Below are 19,367 nucleotides of genomic sequence, written 5' to 3' on the forward strand. Positions count from 1 at the left end.
CATACTAACCTCATGCTCAAATTTTTGATATGAAAGTCTTATTATTAGTCTTCTCGTCCCTCTTGGTGACCAATGTAGCTAAGGCTCAAACAACTTATGAAGTCTTAGGACAGAAACCTGTAAAGCCGGCCCAGAAAAAGCTTCCTGTAGAAGCTGTAGTATCTTCGTTAATTCTAGAGCTTCAGCAGCACTATGTCATACCGGAAGTAGGCACTAAAATGGCCAGGAAGCTTAAGTCTCAACTATCAACTTATGATACAATAACAAGTCATACCAAACTTGCAGCAGAACTAGAAAAAGATTTAAAGAGTGTTTATCCTGATAAGCATCTTTACGTTTCTTACGATCCTGATTTTTTTCAGCCAGGTAAAGAAAAAACAGAAGCAGAAAAAGCCGAAAATCGAAATAGAGAGCTAGTTTCTCTTAAGGAGCAGAACTTCATGTTTACAGATGTGCGTATCCTGCCAAGAAATATAGGTTATGTCCGCATTAATGGCTTTTTTGTCAATCGGATCGAAGATGCCAGGCCTACTGTTAATGCAGCCTTTAGATTTATAGAAAATACTAAAGCGCTCATTTTGGACCTTAGATCTAATGGAGGAGGAAATCCGAAGATGGTTAATTTAGTAGAAAGCTATTTTTTTAAGGACTCTACTCATATCAATAATTTTCAGGACGGGAGCTCTAATAAAATAAAGAAAATATTTACCAATCCCGCTATTACCGGAGGTCTTACTCTTTCCATGCCGCTTTTCATTTTAACGGGTAAACGCACCTTTTCTGGAGCGGAGGCTATGAGCTATGACCTCCAACAGCTTAACCGTGCCAAGGTTGTGGGTGACACCACTGCAGGCGGAGGTCACTTAACACGTGCTTTCGCTTTAAAAGAAGGCTTCGTTGCTGAAATTCCTTATGCCGATTCAGTCAATCCTTATTCTGGAAAAAACTGGGAGCTAACAGGAGTAATCCCGGATGTAGCGAGTTTGGGCGGAGACGCTTTGATAAAAGCACAAGAACTTATTTATCAAGCAGAACTTTCTAAGACTTTAAGTGACAGAGAAAAAGCAACAATACTATGGCAAATAGACCACCTAAAAGCCTCCCATGTAAATCAACCAGAAATTAGTCTACTGAAAAAATACTGTGGAAAATATGAAGGTGGTTCAGAAGTGTTTTTGATCGATGGAGCATTGCATTTAAAGAATGGCGAAATGGATGGTGATATTAATAAACTCATTCCAATAAACAACAAGTCTTTCGTGTGGGATGAAAACATTCATATAGAATTCGAGGAGAATGTTAGAAAAGGCCTTGTTCTTAAATTTATATTTATGGGTGGACACGTTAGAGAAAAGTCAAAAATTGATTGGCGCTTTCGCTGATAACCTTAGATATACTGATAGCATAAGAAAGACATTTAAAAATATCGGAAGAGCTTGTCTGCTGGGACTAAATTTCAACCTAAGCAATCATGCTCTTTCCTTAATCGAAGACGTCCTATATTTGTAATACCAAATTTTATCATGAATGAAAAAGCATCATCTAATCCTATTCTTATTCACTTTTTTTCTTAATCCGCTCTCAGCACAGATACAGACAAAAACTCGTTCAATCCGCGCTACTATTATTGACTCGGTAGACTCCAAACCTGTTGGTTATGCGTCAATATCCTTAAAGTCAGGTTCAGAAGTTGTCAAAACCACAACTGCAAATGAACTTGGTGTTGTGGAACTTTCGGGAATACCTGCAGGAAAATTCCTTCTTATTGCTGGATTTGTCGGGTATCGATCTAAATTATTGTCATTTGAGATAACCGATACGCAGCCGCTCTCATTAATCTAGGATTTCTTAAAATAAGTCCTGTTAGCAGGGCACTAAAAGACGTAATTGTTACAGGTAAGAAAAACCTGATCACGCAGGATATTGACAAGATCACCTACGATATGGAGTCCGACCCCGACAGCAAGGGCCAAAATATGTTGGATATGGTTAGCAAAATCCCTTTACTTTCTGTTGATGCTGACGATAATGTGCAATTGAAAGGGAATACTAACTTTAAGATCTTGATTAATGGTAAACCATCCGGCCTCACTGCGAGAAGCCCAAAAGATGCTTTAAGAAGCATTCAAGCCTCAAATGTGTTAAAAGTAGAAGTAATTACCATGCCGTCTGCTAAATATGAAAGTGAGGGTGTAGGAGGCATCATCAATATTATTACAAAGAAACCGGCTAACGGCTACAACGGTCTTGTCGGAATATTTCATAATAACCTTTATGCGGATGGTGCCTGGATTAACCTTGGGCTAAAGCAAGGCAAGTTCGGGATGTTCGGTTATGCTGATAGGTACATTACCAATAGTCCGGCTACCAGCTTTGCCAACAGTCGTACCAGTACAGAACCTCAGCCGTTCCAACAAATACAAAGAGGGGCTTCAGACAAAACTGGAAATGTTTTCTTCTACAACACCGAGTTTACCTATGAAGTTGACTCGTTAAACTTGTTAACAGCTTCCATTGGTTATAACTCGGAAGATAGCAGACAGAGTGGGGAGCAGAACTTTCAATTTTTCAACGCACAGGGAATCGAAGGAACAACTTACCTTCTACAAAATAACAGCACTAATGATTTCAATGCGCTCGATTGGGGAGCTAATTATCAGAAGGGATTTAAGAACAATAAGGACAGGCTGCTCACTGCTTCCTATAAATATGTTGAAACAGTGTTTGATGGTACTGTAGACAACAGGTTTACAGGAGGAAATCTTTCAGATATGCTCCAACGAAATGAGTCGGGAACCAGGGAGCAAACCCTACAACTTGACTACTTTCATCCTTTTAAGAAATTAACTGTAGAAGGAGGCCTGAAATATATTACCAGGAATAATTACAGCAATCTGGAAGCTTCGGGTCAAAGCCAGAACAACAATTTCAGGTATATCCAGAACGTGCTCGGTTTTTATAATTCCTACCAATTGAAACTCAAAAATTGGGGAATTAAAGCTGGAGTGCGAGTGGAACGTACTGACGTTGATGCAAACTTCATAGCAACAGGGGACTTTGCATCAAATTACACAAATATTATCCCCTCCTTTTCTTTCCAACGTAAGTTTAATATCAGCAGTATTACCTGGGGTTATACGCAACGGATCGAACGTCCCGGCATTGGCCAATTAAACCCTTTCATCAATAAAAACAATCCCTTAAATTACAACTATGGAAATCCAGATCTGAAAGCAGCTCTGAGCCACAGTTTTGAGATTAGTTATAACCGCTTTAAAAAGGCGAATGCCTTGTTGTCCTTAAGCTATGCTTTTGCTAATAACACCATTCAAAATGTAGTTTTCCTCCGGCCTGATTCTATTTCCGTTACAACATTTAATAATATTGGCAAGTATGATAATTTCGGGATTAACTTCAACTATAAATATCCGGTCACCAAAAAGTTCAATGTTAGTGTCAGCGGCAATGTTAAATACCTCAGTTTCGAAGGTAACTCCGCTAGCACAAGCTTTAAACATGACGGTATTCAAGGCTTTTTAGGTTCCAATTACTCCTATAACTTCAAGAAGGACTGGAGAGCAAGCTCATCCCTCAATTTTGCCAGTCCCTTTATCAAAGTACAAGGAGAAACAAGTGGCTATATTTCTCATTCGCTAAACCTTAGCAAGGAGATGTTTAATAAAAAGGGGACACTCGGACTAAATTTCAAGAACCCGTTTCTTAAATATCGGAATGTAGTTAATGAAGTAAGTTCCCCATTATTCACTCAGCGCAATGATAACCGGAACTACACTCGCGGATTCCTGTTTTATTACATCTACCGATTTGGCAAGCTTAAAGAAAGCATTAGAAAGTCTAAGCGGGGAGTAAATAATGATGATGTAAAAAAAGAGTCTTCATCAGACGGAAATTAAAAGACAGAATCGCAAGAATCACCCTTCTTTCATCATACCCTTTATAGTATTGTTTAACCTCCAAACCATGATAAAACAATTTCTAACCACACTATTTTTACTATTACTGATAAAGACGTCGTTCGCCATTAAGATACAGCCAGATGGCAGGTGGATAGGCTCTCTCAAAGGGGATTCCCTTCAAGTGAAGGTACTCTATAGCAACGGGATTTTCAGCTCTTATTATACTTTCAAGAGACAGGATTTTTCTGATCTGCTCTCTTTGGGCCGAGATGTTGGGATAGCTAAAGATGCCGGAACGATGACGTTTAACGGTAGATTTGACGGCAACGAGGGCGCCGGTTTTTTCCAATTCAATCCTTCCAGGGATTTAGAGTCTTTTCTCTGGTCTCTGGGTTATACTTCTCTTGAATTACAGGATTATTTAATGTTCTATCTATTCAACCTGCAACTTGTTGAGGCCCGAGAACTTTTCAAGCTGGGTTACGTGCATACAAAGCATGAGCTTCTGGCCCTGGCTTCACATAGCATAACAGTCTCGTATATAAGATCCTGGAGCAGCTATGGATATGACTCTTTATCCTTTCAAAATGTAATTGCATTAAAAGCTGTGGGCGCCAGACCTGGTTACGGCAATGGTTTCAAACCTCTTGGCTATCAATTTATTCCACCCCAAATTTTAGTTAAGATGAAGGCGCTTGATATTTGGCCTGATTATATTCAAGGGTTCAATGCTATAGGTTTTGATGCAATACCCCCAAATACCCTCTTGGCAGCAAAATCAAGTGGGCTAAGGCCTGAGTATGTCTCTTTAATGCAATTGGAAGGTCATTATTATTCAAGTCTTAAAGAGTATGTCCATGAAGCAGCGATCGAATTAACTTCAAGGTCAAAGGTGAGGTTTAAAAGTAAGCGAGATAAGAAAGACTTTTAGCGTAAGCGTAGTATTAGAGTTACAGTTACTTAATGCAGCTGACATCAAATTGCTTTTTTCGTCCGTAATCCAGACTTTTGTATCTCTATTGTAACGGCTCTTTTACTGAAATGTTAATAGCTAAGTCCTACTTTTATTTTTTCGTTTTACAGAAACCTTAATGTTTAAGTCTTTTTCCTTCGATTATTCAGTTTACACATCTCGTATTCTTAAGCTATCTCTATTCATCATGATACTGTTATTCTCCGCAGTTACGCGTGCCGATGACAGGAAACAACTTTTTGACAGCGGGTGGAGGTTTTATCTCGGTGTTTCAGAACAGGCAAAAACGTTTGAATTTGATGACCGAGACTGGCGCTCCGTGGATCTTCCTCACGATTGGAGCATCGAGCCAATCAAAAATCAGGTTCCTGGTAAAACGATAGGTCCATTCAGCAAAGAGAGCCCAGGTGGTGCTGCAACTGGCCAGACACTGGGAGGTGAAGGATGGTATCGAAAAACATTCACGATAGCTCCAACTGACGCTGGGAAAAGGCATGAGTTGTATTTTGAAGGTATATACAACCAATCAGAAATATGGATAAACGGAAAAAAAGCTTGGGAGAACATGTATGGTTACAGTACCTTCCGCTTTGACATTACGCCATATTGTAATGCGGCCGGAGAAAAAAATGTAATTGCAATAAAAGTAGTTAATAAAGGAAAAAACTCCAGATGGTATGCAGGATCGGGCATTTACAGGCACGTATATCTGATCAAGACTGGTCACTCGTATATAGATGACTGGCTTAGTTCTGTTCAGACTACCTCCCTACTTAATGACAAAGCAAGGCTGAATATAAACACAACGGTTATCCAAGCCAAGTCTGATAAAGATCTAATGGTTGATGCAGAGCTCATCAGTCCCGGAGGGAAAGTTGTTGGTAAGGAACACAGACCTGTTCCTTACGCCGCCAACGATACTACAGCAATGGCTTTTGATTTCACGGTAACTAGTCCCCTACTGTGGAATGTGACAACTCCATCCCTTTATACCTTGAAGTTGACGTTAACCAATAAAAACGGCGTTCAGGATATCGTTACCTTACCTTTTGGTATTCGTACAATTGCTTATTCCGTCGACAAAGGGTTTCAAATTAATGGTCAGTCTCTGGATTTGAAAGGGGGATGCATCCATCACGACAACGGCATACTAGGTGCTGCAGCTTATGACCGGGCTGAAGAAAGGAAGATCCAGCTTCTAAAAGCCAATGGATTCATAGCTGTGCGATCTCATAACCCTATGTCAGAAAGTTTTATGCAAGCCTGTGATCGTTTGGGAATGCTAGTAGTAAATGAAGCTTTTGATCAATGGGAGAAGAAGAAAAATCCCGACGACTACCATCAGTACTTTAAAGAATGGAGTGCGAGAGACATCAGATCGCTGGTGCTAAGGGATCGCAATAAACCTTCCGTCATTATGTGGAGTATTGGTAATGAAATATATGAAAGGCTTACTGACAGAGGTGTGGAAATTGCAGCTTACCTCAGAAAAGAAGTGCTGAAATACGATACAACGAGGGCCATCACTGCTGGCGTAAACAACCAGTGGGATAAAGAACGTAAAAACAGAGTTCCGATCGACAATGCGTTTCTTTCCCTCGATGTGGCGGGCTACAATTACATGTGGCCTTTGTATGAGCGTGATCACGCCAGATTTCCTAACAGGGTTATGATGGGCACTGAAAGTGTAGCTACCGAAGCGGTATCTAACTGGAATAAAGTAGAAAAATTACCTTATGTAATAGGTGATTTCATTTGGACGGCAATGGACTACTTGGGCGAATCCGGTTTGGGTAGCTCGATCGAAGTCGATCCTTCGGAAAACCTGCACTTTTTTCAGGATTGGCCATGGTACAATGCCTGGTGCGGTGATATTGATTTGCTAGGTATTAAAAAGCCTCAGTCCTACTATCGGGATGTAGTTTGGAAACGGCGAAATATTACGATGGGAGTAGAATTGCCTGCCCAACCAGGAAAGATTAGAAAAGTTAGCTTTTGGGGCTGGCCAGAAGAAACCTTGGCGTGGAATTTTCCAGAATATATCGACAAAAAGGTCTCTGTAAATGTATATTCCAGAGCGCCAAAAATCAAGTTGTTCCTTAATGATAAGTTTTTGGCTGAACAGAAAACAGACAGCATCTATAAAGCAACCTTCAACATTCCTTATTATCCGGGAACACTCAAAGCAGTTGAAGATATTAATGGTGTAGCAGGCGATTCCATTATACTGGCTACACCAGGAGCGAAAAGAATATTAAGATTATCAGCCGATCGAAAAAACCTGTTGCCGGATGGGCAGTCGCTTTCTTATGTGCTCATTGAACTTGTAGATCAGAACGGTAACGTTGTATTGGAGTCGGGTAGAAAAGTTAACATCTCATTAACCGGAAAGTCAGGGAAGATCGTTGCTTCTGGTAACGCCGCACCAAATGACATGGAAAGTTTCAATTCTTTACAACCAAAATTATTTAATGGCCGGGCGATGGTTATACTCAAATCTGGGTATGAAAAAGGAAATGTATCTTTAAAAGTTAAATCACAACGGTTAAACTCTAGTAGGTTAAAAATCAGCGTGAATTAAACATCCTGTATTGAATGCTGATGTTCACACAAATTCCTATGTAGGAGTACAACACTTTACCAGACTGCTAATGTTCCGAGAGCCTCGGTCGCTATTTATATTTCTATAAATAGTTATATGGGTAGTTAGGCAGTTTGTATCCCTGGCCTTGAAATGGAGAGCAGAAAACGAACGTTAAAATGGAAGTTTAACGTACGTTTATTATCACAGTTTTTTAACCTGAATTTTAAATTAAATACTTAAACGGTAATTATCCTTGTTCTGCAAATTCTTTGCATCTGTTAGGACGTACCGGATATTTTAACTTTTACTTATCATCAAAAAATGAAAAAATATTTAACCTTTTCACTGTCATTACCTCTACTTGCTATTTCAACAACTGCTTGTAAAAAAGAGGCTAATTCGAAAACATACTTTGGAACAGTAAGGGCGGAACTAGTAAGCTGTACTGGACCAACTGGGATTCCATACGTAATTGATGTGCTTGATGATGAGAAATTGGACTCCGTAGCCACACTTACTCTTCCAAGCAAATACAAGTCAATCGGAAAGGCTATAAAATTCAAGATTAGGGAGGTTGGCACTAGCGACGACTTTATGATTTGTACCACCAATATCATAGCGCCGGAGCAGGTGATTGTTTACGAAGTGTCTGAAAATTAAACCAAAATATATGAGGAAAATTACTAGTTGCCTTTACTATCACATTGTTACTTTCATGATCTCTTACAGAAATTTTGTGAGTCCGCCTGTCTCCTTTTGGATTCTCCTCTTACTAATTACTTTCACTAATTCAGCCTGTGAAAAGAAGGAGAATGTAGCTTGCGGATGTGATACTGAAGTTACCGCAGAAATTGGTCAAGTAACGGGTAAATTGTCTTACAAAAAGCAATTGGACCCAGCTGACACTTTTTATAATGATCAATATTGGGTGGGTGAGATTCCAGCCCAAGGAATCAGCTTTTCCTATATCATTTGTAATGAATCTCTTTTAACTTCGGAGATGAGAAACTTAAAAAGTAGCACCGGAGAAACAACATTAAAAGTAAAATTTTCTGGAAAAGTTAGATCTCTGTGTCAACCTTCCATGAATCCATCGGGAGTTACTATCAAACATATAACATTAACCCAAATCGAGTTACAATGAGAACAGTTCCTTATTATCTCCTATTTTAAGGAGTTCACTTTAACCACCGTTAAAGTGGACTTTCAAATTCTTTTACAGATTAAGGCTTTAAGTCTAAAAAGTTTGGAAAGAGTCATTGCACCACTAACTTAGGAATAAATGTCTACATTTTTGAACAGCTTTTGAAGGGATCGCATATATTAACCTGTTCCTAGTTTATAAAACTTCCGTCGCCCCTTCTGTTTAATTCCTTACCATTCTTAGTTGGAGCAGGAGTCCACTTTTGCAAACGATAGGTTAAACCAAACATAAAGTACCGGCTTGAAATATTGCTCCTGTAATCCGTAATTGAGTTAATATTCACTCTACGAAGGACGAAATTATTCTGATTTAGCAGGTCGTAAGTTTCTATTTTAACTGTTCCCCTTCTATTAAAAAACTCTTTCGATATAGAAGAATTGATAATAAATGGATTCTTATTAGCATTGGTTTGCAAGCCCTTAATATAACTCTTACTTGCATCGAACTTCAGAAAAAAACCAGAAGCAAAGTCAACTCTACCAGAGGTTGTAAGACCTAATATACGGGTTCTATAATCATCATTTCCTGCACTTAAATCTATCCGTTGAGAACTATACCTGAAGCCGGGGAACAATTCCAGCCAGTCTACCGGATTTAATTCGCATCCAATGTTTTGCGTTAGTCCTGTTACCTCTGTAAAATTCAAATTGTTGTTAAGCAGTGAGGGGCTCTTTGAATAATCTCCTCTCCCACTTAACTTAATTTTATAATTAGTATTTCTAAACTGTTTTGATATATCGTAATATAGTGACGAATAAAGATCTCTTCCTCTATTCTCAAAATAGGTACGCCGCCTCCCTCTGCTTTGATCCACTTCAATAATATCGCGGACAATCTTGTCATTAACAATATTGACTCGACCGTCAAGGGTAATATTTATCCTGGAATTAGCAAGATAAGTGCTAAACCTCGTATTAACAGAGTGCCGGAACTCCGGCTTCAGGCGAGGATTTCCGATAATGATATTTTGAGGGTTACTTACATCGGGCACACTTTGAATTTGTTCAAATCCTGGTTCCCTCAATGTTCCGTAATAATTAACACTTAATACCTTAAGCTTAGACCATTGATATTCGGACCTGAACAAAGGGACGAAGTTCATTGTAGTTCTTCTGGTCTTGGTAGCGAGTGATTCAGACCGTCCTTGTAGTAAGGTGGGTAAGCCTGTAACTCCTAAAGAAAGGTTGTACTTGCCTTTTATATAACGATAATTTAGAGAGTAACGTTGCTCCAAAAAGGAATAATTAAAAATCCTGCTTAAGGAGTCCGACCGTACCGTTACTCCATCAACTTCCTGATCTATCAGCTGTCTATTCGAATAGATCCTCGCATTAATCTGAGAGTTAAACTCGATTTTAGAATAAGTGGTCAGGGGTTCCGAAAAGGTAAAACCTGCGTTGTATGTTGTAGTTGAGTTTGTGAAATTACTTAGGAAGCTGGCAACAGAATCCTTTAAAAAATTACCCGACAAAGCGTCGTAGAAAATATATTCATTATCAGTATCTCTTTGTCTGTCTGCATCTACACTTCTAAATGATAAGCTTGCTGAAATTGCTCTTCCTCGTTTGTGGAAGCTATGAGCATACACTGAAGAAAATCCATAATTCGGGGTAGAACCATCACCAGAATAACCCGTCTCTGCATTTTGTCTGATTCCCCCCATTTGAATAGCACTTACTGAATTAAAGGAATTATTATCAGTATAACTGAAGAATGGTGAAAATGAGATATAATTAGCGCTGTCTATATTCCACTTCAACTCCGTATTTAAAGCATGAATTGCGTTTTCTGTTTTTGCAATAGTATTATTTTCAATCAGTACTTGCCCAAATCTTTGGTTGTACTCGTTAGTGAAGCTGCTACTCAACTGATCAACTCTCCTATTGTCTGCTGTATACGTAAAACTATATCTTAACCTTTGATTAGGTCGATCCGAATATCCTAAAGAACCTTTAAAAGCATTACTGGTACCGCTTCCCGGAAATTGGTGCTGATTGATTGCAGAAATATCACCAGCACTTGCTGTTATTCCAGAAATAGACTTGTTTAGACCGGCTGAGGACACAATTTGTTCATTAAGATTTAGGCGTGTGAAATTAAGTTGTCCATCATATCTTTCTTTATTTCCACCAGCTACATCTGTTTGCAGCCTATTTCCGACCGACTTATCCCTCCTGGTAACAATGTTTAACACCCGTTCAGGCTCCTTGTCCTTTATTCCCGTTTGCTCCGCTTGTTCTCCATACTCGTCGATCATTTGGATTTTTTCAACAATTTCGGCTGGCAAGGTTCTAATGGCATTTGCTATATTTCCTCCTGCATAATTTTGCCCGTTTAGCCTGGCCTTTTGCACTGGCACTCCCTGATGTGAAACCGATCCATTTTTGGATACCTCTATACCGTCCATTTTTTTTAGCAGATCCTCTATGTAAGCATTTGGTTTCACCTTATAATCGGATGCCCGGTACTCGGTTGTATCACCTTTATAAAGAACAAGTGCAGAACTCTTTATTTGCACTTCAGAAAGCATTGTTGTGGAGTTGCGAAGAATTATAGGATTCAGAATTATCTGTTTGGTATTGTCATTATAAAGATATCTTTTATTAAAAGTCCTATAACCTATACTTCTAACTGAAAGTATGAATTGGCCTGCAGAAACACCCCTGAAAATAAAAACACCCTGATTGTTCGTTGAAAGTTTCAACGAGTCCCTCTCTGTTTTCAAAACCACAATTGCTCCAACCACAGCATCATCTACAGAATCCTTTACAATGCCACTTACCTCTCTTTGATAGGATGGACTGGGTTGACCATTAACCGTTTTTACACAATTCAGCAATAAAGCGAACATGGCAAATCGCATCAATTGGAGAAAAATGTGCTCTGCAAATTTCATCAGGTATTACTTATTGCCGTCTTTATTACGCAGAAGTGTGTAGCTTCCGGAGCAAGATGTAGTACTAGAGGCCGACTTTAAATCAATTCCCCCTGCACCTTTCCCTCCGATTATGGCATCAGGATTAGGCATACTTCGTAAAGTTTTAGAGATTACCCCGTTTAACTTAATATCATACGAAAACTTTGGATGCCCAGAAGGTGGGATATTTAATAGTTGCAACGGGACAGACATCTCATACACATAGTTTGAATTTTCATCAAATAAACTTCGACACAGAATTCCCAAATCATTATAAACAGAAATTACCGTATCCGGCATATCCTTTAAACCCGCTACCTGTATTTCCTTCAACCTATCAATCCCTTTCCTATTTAAAGTAAACATAACCGAGTCCTTCTTCTTTTCATCATGCTGTAATCCGGTTTTGTCATCTTTAACTTCAGAAGTCATAGCTAGAAGAAATTTCAGTCCCTCGTTATCTTGCTTAGGAAATGATACACTCGGGTTATTAGGTAAGGATTTAAGATTTAAAGTTATTCCTCCTCTTAAAATCTTGCTTGTTATTCCAAGGTTAGTGGATTTGACAACGAAATAAAGGTTCTCCTGATCATTTGCTAGCGTGTAGTAAATCTGAGTGCTCGGATTGAATGCTTGAAATGTTTTCCACTCAGCTGCCTTCCCATCTATTTTTATGTTATTGGGAACCCAAAGTCCTTTTTCCTGTACTTTAGGCAATTTTTGCCCATTGGCCAGGGAAACAAATAATAGTATTATTGACGTTAATGTAAGTTTCATAAGTTGATTTAATTGGTTAAGAACGGACGCATTTTTAAAGCCTGCTTTTGTTGACTGGTATTTCTTCGGCAAATAATCATTTCCCAGACTTCAATGGCAGTAAGTAGAGCTCAATTTGAAGAAACTAAACTGGTGCTTTTTTCGAAACAGGACAAGTGTTATATATCATAATTAAGGTTAGTAGTTTATCATTTAGGTTAAACGTAAATGGATGATCTAATTTAGCAATAATACATTAAGTTGCAATTTCCTATTACCGGTTATAAGGCTCTTCACTCACCCAATTAAATGATCTTTCCACCAATTGAAAATGTTGTTTCACCAACTTTACTTTCAAGCTTTGGTCAAAGTAAATACCATGCAAATCCAAATTATCCGGGTCTCTTAAGGTATATTTAAAGCGATGGAAGGTGACGGGATCATCTTTGAATGCAATGGTTAGTTCATGTTTGGAGGTATCAACTGTCATATTACAGAATTCGAGCTTTTCACCCAACATCCTGATAATTGAATGCTCGCTACGCTGTATGGCCAGCTCTTCCCATTTAGTTACCGGACGCTCTGATTCAAAAGACTCTACTTTATAGACTCCGTATAAAGGCAACTTCGGGGCACCGTCACCATAATGCTTTCTTTGATTAATATTGGAAAAAATCAAAAATGTGATAGGAGCAATTATTATCAAATATTTAAATATAGCAATGGAGGTATTCACCCATTTTTTGCTTAATAATGGCCTTTCTATCTCTTTCAGCTGAACAGCTTCATTACTTAAAAAGAATTTAAAAAGTTGTTTAAAATTAGGTACCAACAGGAAGAGACTCATTACGAAGAGCATGGTCGATAATATTTTTACTGGCACATCGAAGAAATAATTGATTGCCATTATATTAGCAGAAACAGCTATACATATTAAAGCACCAAGAGTTGCTGTTCTTCGAAAGAACAATAAAGCCGCAAATAGCTCACAGATTCCGATGAAAATGTTGTAGCCATCTGAGAACCCAAAAAAGGTCCAGGCTAATCCCATCGGTGAAGAATCTCCATAAGGAGTTAAAAGTCGTGTCAAATCTGGTGACGAAAATTGCAGTTTGATAACTTTTACTAGACCATAATGAATGAAAGTGAGAGCCAAATAATACCTTACAATGGCTAGAAGCCAGTAATGTAAGTTGAAGTATTGTTTCTTCTTTCTGTCTAGCCAGCTCCAAAACGTTGCTCCCAGTATTGAAATTATTAAAATTAGTAACAGTGTTATATAATGGTATAGGGTATCCCCACTACCACCACGCCGGATTGTCGGAATGATATAATTTAACTCTAACACAGAGTTAGATAACCATATCACTGCTCTATCTAACACCTTACCCATAAAACCGGCTAATGGCAATACCGGATTATGTATAAATACGAAGGAGCATAAGAAGATAAAAGAAAACCGGAAGCTAACTCTTTCTATTTTATTCCAGGGGTTTGGTGTAGGTTGTGGCATCTCTAATAATTACCCTTAAATCTATAAATTTTTACATCAATGGGAATTAATAGAGTATAAATGGAAGTTTTAAATTACATCTTCCTATTAAGTGCTGCAAGTTAAGGCTGTTCTTTCTCAAAAGTGCCAAATCCCCTTTCCTTAACTCCTGCCGGCCTACAAAAAGCTCCTGGCGTTACTTAGTCCCTAATAACAAAAGCCTTTAACTCCGCCATTTTGCCGTCCCGGAACCTCCAAACATCACATACCGAATAGTTGAGAATCTTCCCCTCATTATCCTTTAGTTTAATCCAGCCCATGGCAACCAGAGAATCCCCTTCCTCAATATACCTTTCGATCTCGAATGTCGATTCCTCGTATGCCGCTGAAAGATATTCGCGTACTTTATCTTTTCCTGTCAGGGTACGCTCCCCTACGTATGTCCATGTTGTATCTTCCGTACAATAGGTTAAGAATTCTTCGTAATCTCCTTTGCTAAAAGCCTGATTTGCTTTTTCTAATATTTCTCTGTTAGTCATTTTTTTAATGTTATACTAATTGAAAGTTCTCCTAATTAATCAGTGTTACCAATTTGAGACGATATTTATGTATTTATCAGGATAACAATCTTTTGATCTTCCTGAAGTCAGAGAGCAATTTAGAATAACATACCAAATAGGAATATTGTTGATGTTCCATAAGCTTTGCTAAAAATGTCTGTGAATCTATTCGAAAATATTTTACATTTAACAAGGCCAACCCATATGAACACAAGAATTAAAGCTAGAATCTACCAGGGACTTTTTAACCTTATCGTCTTTTTAATAACCTGGTTTATTGGAGACTATTTTTTACCTACGGACCTTCTATAACGAAACTCACAGCTTGCAATCAGTAAAATTGGTAAACCTTTTAACAGGAATTAAAAATTATGGATATCAGACCTTTTCGCATTTTTCAAAATCTTTTTTACCTCTTAATACTTTTACACGGCCTACCAGTAAGTGCACAGACTCCAAAAAAGCTTGATTCGTTGTTTAATGCAATAAATTCAGACCATGCTTTTAGTGGTTCTGTTCTAATTGCGGAAAATGGGGTCCCTGTGTATGAAAGGACTATTGGCTATGCCAACTTTGAAACCAGGGAGCCTATCACCAAAAACACCATGTTTGAGTTAGCCTCCGTTTCTAAACAGTTTACTGCAATGGCAATAATGCAATTGCAGGAAAAGAATCAACTTTCTTACAGTGATAGCTTAAATAAATATTTCCCGGACTTGCCCTACCACGGTATCACTATCCGCCACCTTTTAAATCACACCTCCGGTATCCCGGAATTCTTGGGTTGGGACAGTAAGAGGGTTAATACTGATCGGATAAATTATAATAGCGATATTCTTACCGCCATACTTAAAGATCCTCAACCTTTAAGCTTCAGGCCTGGCGAACAACTATCTTATTCAAATACAAACTATGTATTATTAGCCCTAATTATAGAAAAGGTCTCGGGAATCGGGTTTGGAGATTATTTGAAAAGTAAAATATTCAACCCGATAGGAATGTCAAATACCAGAGTATATGGTCAAAGGGCTGCCAATCCTAAGATAAAAGATTATGCATACGGCCACCTTTATGATCCGGCAAAAGGGAAATTTGTTATAAATGATTTAATTGCCGCCAATAGGTACCAGTACTACTTTGATGGAGTTGCTGGCCCTTATGGTATTAGTAGTACCGCCCGCGACCTATTAAAATGGGATCAGGCATTATACACGGACAAGTTAATTAGTAAAGCTGGCCAGGATAGCGCATATCAACCTCCATTACTTAATAACGGTAAACCAGCAAAATTAATGGGGCTTCCCTATGGCTTTGGCTGGCTTTTAATGCCTGAACGGAAGTTTTCCGGGAAGTGGTACATGCATACCGGGGGCTACCCGGGTTATATGAGTATTATAGTCAGGTACCCAGAGAAGAAGAAAACAATAATCCTCCTTGCAAATGTGTATAATGTGTTTAGTATTTATCCTCTGGCTCAGGCGATTGAAGGTATCTTATTTGACCAGCCTTTTACTATTCCCAAAGTCATGCCTTTTAAAAAAAGTATTGTACTGAGCCCTCAACAAATAAAAATGCTTGAAGGTCTGTATTCCTTGAAGATTTCTCCCAATGTAAAGTTTAATATTACTTCAGAGCAGGGACAACTCTTTGCTCAATTAACCGGGCAGCCCAAAGTGGAAATCTACCCCGAGTCTGAGTTGGAGACCTTTTACACAGTAGTGGCAGCAAGAATTAAATTTTTTAAGAACGACGGGGGTGTGGTTAATAAACTAGTTTTATTTCAAAATGGGCAAGAGCTAGAAGCTACAAAAGAAGTAGAAAATTAGTCCCGGGCAAAATACTTCTGCTATGATATAAAAAGATGTAAGGCAATTAAGTGAGCAGGAATCTTATGATAAAAATAGCCAGAAGAATAGCAACAAATATATCACGCAAGGATATTTTAGAGGACGCTTTAATCAGGACATGTCTCAGAGGAAGCCGATGTGATATATATTATTGGCTTTGCTGATTCATCTCCATCGGCTGTAATTGGATATATTTTTTCCTGATCTGTTGCCGCCCTAGCCTTAAAGTAAATCTTTGTCCCGGCGTTATAACCCGATTTTAAATTAAGGGCTTCAACAACATTTTTGTAGTCTCTCCATTCATGAGTGCCGAAAATGGGGGAATTCACTGACACTGCTACCCCTCCACCGTTAGTCCTGATTTTGCCAATTATCACACCTTGATAACAATCTGCGGCCACTTGGTCATTTTTCTGGCAAGAAAAGGTGCCGAGAATAGTTATTACAGGTAGGACTAAGAAGCATTTATTGCGAAAAGTATTTGTCATAATTCAAGGATTATATTCCGAGTTGAAATTACGTAACAAGTATTTATAATGCTACAAAAACAGTTAGTTTTACATGCTAATAAAGAGAACATGGATACTAAACCTTTAACACCTATCAATCAAATGACACCTATATGCTAGACCGAAACTTTAAAGTCATATTGAAGGATTGTTTCGGTTACAACTCTCCTTGATTTGGTTACATAGGCCTAAGGAACATTAAGGACCTTTGGCTTATAATAGTTAATCAAACTTCAAATGGAAAATCAAACAATATCTTCAACACAGCCAATTGCATTGGTAACGGGTGCAAACCAGGGTGTGGGCAATGAAATTGCGAAGGCCCTAGCAGCGAATGGATACGTTGTTTATGTAGGGTCCCGGAAAATAGAAAACGGGGAGAAGGCTGCCGCAGCGATCGGTGAAAATGCTAAAGCAATTCAGATTGATGTTACGCAACAAGAAAGCATCAGCGCAGCAGTAGAACGCATCGGAAACGAATATGGTCGCCTGGATCTACTGGTTAATAACGCTGGTATATCACATGGAGGAACATCTCCAAAAGGCCCGGAGGAATTAATGGCTACAGGACGGGCAGTAAATGTATCACTGGATGAAGTTCGTACGGTTTGGGAAACTAACGTATTCGGAGTTATTGCGGTAACTCAAGCGGCACTACCCTTATTACGCAAATCCTCTGCTGCCCGCATCGTTAATGTTTCCAGCGGCCTAGGATCCTTAACCTGGATATCCGACCCGGATTGCTGGGCAAGGGAACACTTCGGTATTGTGTATGCTGCCTCTAAGACAGCACTTAATGCCGTTACCCTGGCTTTCGCTTTGGAGCTGGAAAAAGAAAACATTAAGGTGAATGCTACCAGCCCTGGTTATACAGCCACTGCTTTAAACAACTTCCACGGTACCGATAGTCTTGAGGTAGGATCTCGTGAACCAGTGCGTGTTGCCCTGGAGACGGATGGCCCTACAGGAGGCTTTACTGGTCCTGAAGGTCCTCTACCCTGGTAAGCTTCTCTGCTACTATAAAATAGTTTATCCATAATTTATAACCGGGGACTGGCAGTCTCCGGTTATCCTTATTATCTTTAATTATGAAAAGCTCAACAGCGAAAGTTGTCAAATTGGAATCTATAAATGAGATTCATCGAATTCTCGATATTCCCGGACCGTCTCATCCTCTGATCACTTTTTTGGATACGCGGAAAGAGAAGACCAACCTCAGCCGGCTGCCAGTTAGTTATGTAACTACTCTTTACAAGATTTCTTTCATTCACAAGTTAGGGGGTAAATTCAGATATGGTCAGGGCTTTTACGATTTCGATGAGGGAAGCATGGTATTTACTGCTCCCAATCAAATAGTTGGCAGTACAGAGATCTACAAGGGAAACGAGGGCTACTCACTGATCTTTCATCAGGATTTCCTCCATGGTTTCCCGCTCGCAGCGAAGATCAAGCAATACGGCTTCTTTTCCTACGCCTCAAACGAAGCTCTACATCTTTCTGAGCAGGAAAGAGCGACTGTGAGTTCTATCTTTGGCATTATTCAGGATGAGCTCAACAGCCGGATAGACGATTTCAGTCAGGAGGTGGTTATCGCACAAATTGAATTGCTGTTGAGTTATGCAAAGCGCTTTTACAAGCGACAGTTTTTAACGCGACAGTCCGCGAATAACGATCTGCTTCAGAGATTGGAAGAAGTACTTGGTGATTACTTTGAAAGCGGAAATCCTGTTCATCAAGGTCTACCGACAGTGCAATATCTGGCGGAGCAATTAAACTATACATCCAATTATTTGAGCGATATGCTGCGTTCGCTTACGGGACTAACGGCGCAACAGCATATCCATGAGAAGTTGATTGAAAAATCTAAAGAACTACTGTCAACTACCACATTGACGGTTAGCGAAATAGCTTATGAGTTGGGGTTCGAGCATTCACAGTCCTTCAGCAGGCTATTCAAAAACATGACACGGCAATCTCCCTTGCAATTCAGAACCTCATTTAATTAAGGCGATGCGGCGTAACCTTTAGGCACCTTACTGCATATTTTCACATTGGAAAGGCTAGATGCTCTTTAATGAGATGGGTGATTTTTACATGATGGTAGGACAAGCCAAAGAGGGTTTGAATTCTTATTTAGTAACTTTGAAGAAAGTTGCGAGAACCTTCAAACGTAAATAAAGAAGCTAAGATTTGCTTAACATGCGATTAAAGAAGCGGCATCAGGAGCACTACAATTGAAAAAATTATATCATGAAAAAGTTATTACTGTTTATTTCCCTTTTATCTACATCGTTACTGGGTTGCAAGAAAGACCCTTCCATTACGATTATGCAAGTTAACTCCTATACTCAGAAATGCTACGGAGTAGATGAAATGAATTGCATGTTGGTTCAAATGGATGGTGATATAGGAAAAGATGAGTGGGAATATTTCTATGGAGGGATCGAAGGTTTCCAATATGAGGAAGGTTACATTTATCGATTACAAGTGCACAAGGAACAGGTGAAAAACCCTCCGGCAGATGGCTCAAGCATTAGGTATATTTTAGTTAATATTCTCTCAAAAACAAAGGTCACTAAATAAGTTAAGTTTTCATTAAGAACCTTAT

Annotated in this window: 15 protein-coding genes; 10 read left to right on the forward strand and 5 right to left on the reverse strand. The window is 39.0% G+C overall.

Going from position 1 to position 19,367, the window contains the following annotated elements:
* The first annotated feature begins 29 nt into the window (after positions 1 to 29).
* The 6 genes from J4N25_RS03350 (at position 30) to J4N25_RS03375 (ending at position 8,134) form a co-directional block, all read left to right on the forward strand.
* Positions 30 to 1,382, forward strand: a complete 1,353-nt coding sequence (locus J4N25_RS03350) for a S41 family peptidase (protein WP_207420731.1) — start codon at positions 30 to 32, stop codon at positions 1,380 to 1,382.
* A 145-nt stretch (positions 1,383 to 1,527) separates the two neighbouring features.
* Positions 1,528 to 1,842 (forward strand): carboxypeptidase regulatory-like domain-containing protein, encoded by a 315-nt coding sequence (locus tag J4N25_RS03355; protein WP_207420732.1) that lies wholly within the window; start codon positions 1,528 to 1,530, stop codon positions 1,840 to 1,842.
* Positions 1,843 to 1,985: 143 nt separating this feature from the next.
* A complete protein-coding gene (locus J4N25_RS03360) occupies positions 1,986 to 3,914 on the forward strand; it encodes an outer membrane beta-barrel family protein (RefSeq protein WP_207420733.1) in 1,929 nt (642 codons plus the stop codon).
* Positions 3,915 to 3,981: 67 nt separating this feature from the next.
* A complete protein-coding gene (locus tag J4N25_RS03365; protein ID WP_207420734.1) occupies positions 3,982 to 4,848 on the forward strand; it encodes a hypothetical protein in 867 nt (288 codons plus the stop codon).
* Between the two features lie 160 nt (positions 4,849 to 5,008).
* On the forward strand, positions 5,009 to 7,471 hold the full coding sequence (locus tag J4N25_RS03370; protein WP_207420735.1) for a glycoside hydrolase family 2 TIM barrel-domain containing protein: 2,463 nt from the start codon (positions 5,009 to 5,011) through the stop codon (positions 7,469 to 7,471).
* Positions 7,472 to 7,795: 324 nt separating this feature from the next.
* Positions 7,796 to 8,134 carry a hypothetical protein gene (locus tag J4N25_RS03375; RefSeq protein WP_207420736.1) on the forward strand — a complete coding sequence of 113 codons (339 nt, stop codon included), beginning with the start codon at positions 7,796 to 7,798 and terminating at the stop codon, positions 8,132 to 8,134.
* 674 nt (positions 8,135 to 8,808) lie between these two features.
* On the opposite strand, the gene J4N25_RS03380 is transcribed toward J4N25_RS03375, so the two are convergent.
* From J4N25_RS03380 to J4N25_RS03395, 4 genes are all read right to left on the reverse strand, one after another.
* Complete coding sequence (locus J4N25_RS03380) at positions 8,809 to 11,574, reverse strand: TonB-dependent receptor (RefSeq protein ID WP_207420737.1); 2,766 nt, start codon at positions 11,572 to 11,574, stop codon at positions 8,809 to 8,811.
* Positions 11,575 to 11,580: 6 nt separating this feature from the next.
* Positions 11,581 to 12,372: a hypothetical protein gene (locus J4N25_RS03385; RefSeq protein WP_207420738.1), complete on the reverse strand. Its 792-nt coding sequence runs from the start codon at positions 12,370 to 12,372 to the stop codon at positions 11,581 to 11,583.
* A 253-nt stretch (positions 12,373 to 12,625) separates the two neighbouring features.
* Positions 12,626 to 13,864: a hypothetical protein gene (locus tag J4N25_RS03390; RefSeq protein WP_207420739.1), complete on the reverse strand. Its 1,239-nt coding sequence runs from the start codon at positions 13,862 to 13,864 to the stop codon at positions 12,626 to 12,628.
* 179 nt (positions 13,865 to 14,043) lie between these two features.
* On the reverse strand, positions 14,044 to 14,382 hold the full coding sequence (locus J4N25_RS03395) for a nuclear transport factor 2 family protein (protein ID WP_207420740.1): 339 nt from the start codon (positions 14,380 to 14,382) through the stop codon (positions 14,044 to 14,046).
* Between the two features lie 392 nt (positions 14,383 to 14,774).
* Here J4N25_RS03395 and J4N25_RS03400 point away from each other — a divergent pair, with 392 nt between their 5' ends.
* On the forward strand, positions 14,775 to 16,229 hold the full coding sequence (locus J4N25_RS03400; protein WP_207420741.1) for a serine hydrolase domain-containing protein: 1,455 nt from the start codon (positions 14,775 to 14,777) through the stop codon (positions 16,227 to 16,229).
* Positions 16,230 to 16,357: 128 nt separating this feature from the next.
* Here J4N25_RS03400 and J4N25_RS03405 read toward each other — a convergent pair whose 3' ends face one another.
* The gene (locus tag J4N25_RS03405; RefSeq protein WP_207420742.1) at positions 16,358 to 16,738 is read right to left on the reverse strand and encodes a hypothetical protein; all 381 of its coding nucleotides are present in this window, start codon (positions 16,736 to 16,738) and stop codon (positions 16,358 to 16,360) included.
* A gap of 258 nt (positions 16,739 to 16,996) precedes the next feature.
* Here J4N25_RS03405 and J4N25_RS03410 point away from each other — a divergent pair, with 258 nt between their 5' ends.
* From J4N25_RS03410 to J4N25_RS03420, 3 genes are all read left to right on the forward strand, one after another.
* The gene (locus J4N25_RS03410; RefSeq protein ID WP_207420743.1) at positions 16,997 to 17,764 is read left to right on the forward strand and encodes an SDR family NAD(P)-dependent oxidoreductase; all 768 of its coding nucleotides are present in this window, start codon (positions 16,997 to 16,999) and stop codon (positions 17,762 to 17,764) included.
* An 83-nt stretch (positions 17,765 to 17,847) separates the two neighbouring features.
* Entirely contained in the window at positions 17,848 to 18,765 is a 918-nt protein-coding gene (locus tag J4N25_RS03415; RefSeq protein ID WP_207420744.1) for a helix-turn-helix domain-containing protein, read from the forward strand.
* A 244-nt stretch (positions 18,766 to 19,009) separates the two neighbouring features.
* Positions 19,010 to 19,342 carry a DUF4377 domain-containing protein gene (locus J4N25_RS03420; RefSeq protein ID WP_207420745.1) on the forward strand — a complete coding sequence of 111 codons (333 nt, stop codon included), beginning with the start codon at positions 19,010 to 19,012 and terminating at the stop codon, positions 19,340 to 19,342.
* The last annotated feature ends 25 nt before the right edge of the window (positions 19,343 to 19,367 follow it).

It is taken from the genome of Desertivirga brevis (assembly GCF_017355835.1).

What these genes read in the sequence shown, in the direction of transcription:
- J4N25_RS03350 (WP_207420731.1), top strand. Translation starts at nt 30, where the DNA reads ATGAAAGTCTTATTATTAGTCTTCTCGTCCCTCTTGGTGACCAATGTA.
- J4N25_RS03355 (WP_207420732.1), top strand. Translation starts at nt 1,528, where the DNA reads ATGAAAAAGCATCATCTAATCCTATTCTTATTCACTTTTTTTCTTAAT.
- J4N25_RS03360 (WP_207420733.1), top strand. Translation starts at nt 1,986, where the DNA reads ATGGTTAGCAAAATCCCTTTACTTTCTGTTGATGCTGACGATAATGTG.
- J4N25_RS03365 (WP_207420734.1), top strand. Translation starts at nt 3,982, where the DNA reads ATGATAAAACAATTTCTAACCACACTATTTTTACTATTACTGATAAAG.
- J4N25_RS03370 (WP_207420735.1), top strand. Translation starts at nt 5,009, where the DNA reads ATGTTTAAGTCTTTTTCCTTCGATTATTCAGTTTACACATCTCGTATT.
- J4N25_RS03375 (WP_207420736.1), top strand. Translation starts at nt 7,796, where the DNA reads ATGAAAAAATATTTAACCTTTTCACTGTCATTACCTCTACTTGCTATT.
- J4N25_RS03380 (WP_207420737.1), bottom strand. Translation starts at nt 11,574, where the DNA reads ATGAAATTTGCAGAGCACATTTTTCTCCAATTGATGCGATTTGCCATG.
- J4N25_RS03385 (WP_207420738.1), bottom strand. Translation starts at nt 12,372, where the DNA reads ATGAAACTTACATTAACGTCAATAATACTATTATTTGTTTCCCTGGCC.
- J4N25_RS03390 (WP_207420739.1), bottom strand. Translation starts at nt 13,864, where the DNA reads ATGCCACAACCTACACCAAACCCCTGGAATAAAATAGAAAGAGTTAGC.
- J4N25_RS03395 (WP_207420740.1), bottom strand. Translation starts at nt 14,382, where the DNA reads ATGACTAACAGAGAAATATTAGAAAAAGCAAATCAGGCTTTTAGCAAA.
- J4N25_RS03400 (WP_207420741.1), top strand. Translation starts at nt 14,775, where the DNA reads ATGGATATCAGACCTTTTCGCATTTTTCAAAATCTTTTTTACCTCTTA.
- J4N25_RS03405 (WP_207420742.1), bottom strand. Translation starts at nt 16,738, where the DNA reads ATGACAAATACTTTTCGCAATAAATGCTTCTTAGTCCTACCTGTAATA.
- J4N25_RS03410 (WP_207420743.1), top strand. Translation starts at nt 16,997, where the DNA reads ATGGAAAATCAAACAATATCTTCAACACAGCCAATTGCATTGGTAACG.
- J4N25_RS03415 (WP_207420744.1), top strand. Translation starts at nt 17,848, where the DNA reads ATGAAAAGCTCAACAGCGAAAGTTGTCAAATTGGAATCTATAAATGAG.
- J4N25_RS03420 (WP_207420745.1), top strand. Translation starts at nt 19,010, where the DNA reads ATGAAAAAGTTATTACTGTTTATTTCCCTTTTATCTACATCGTTACTG.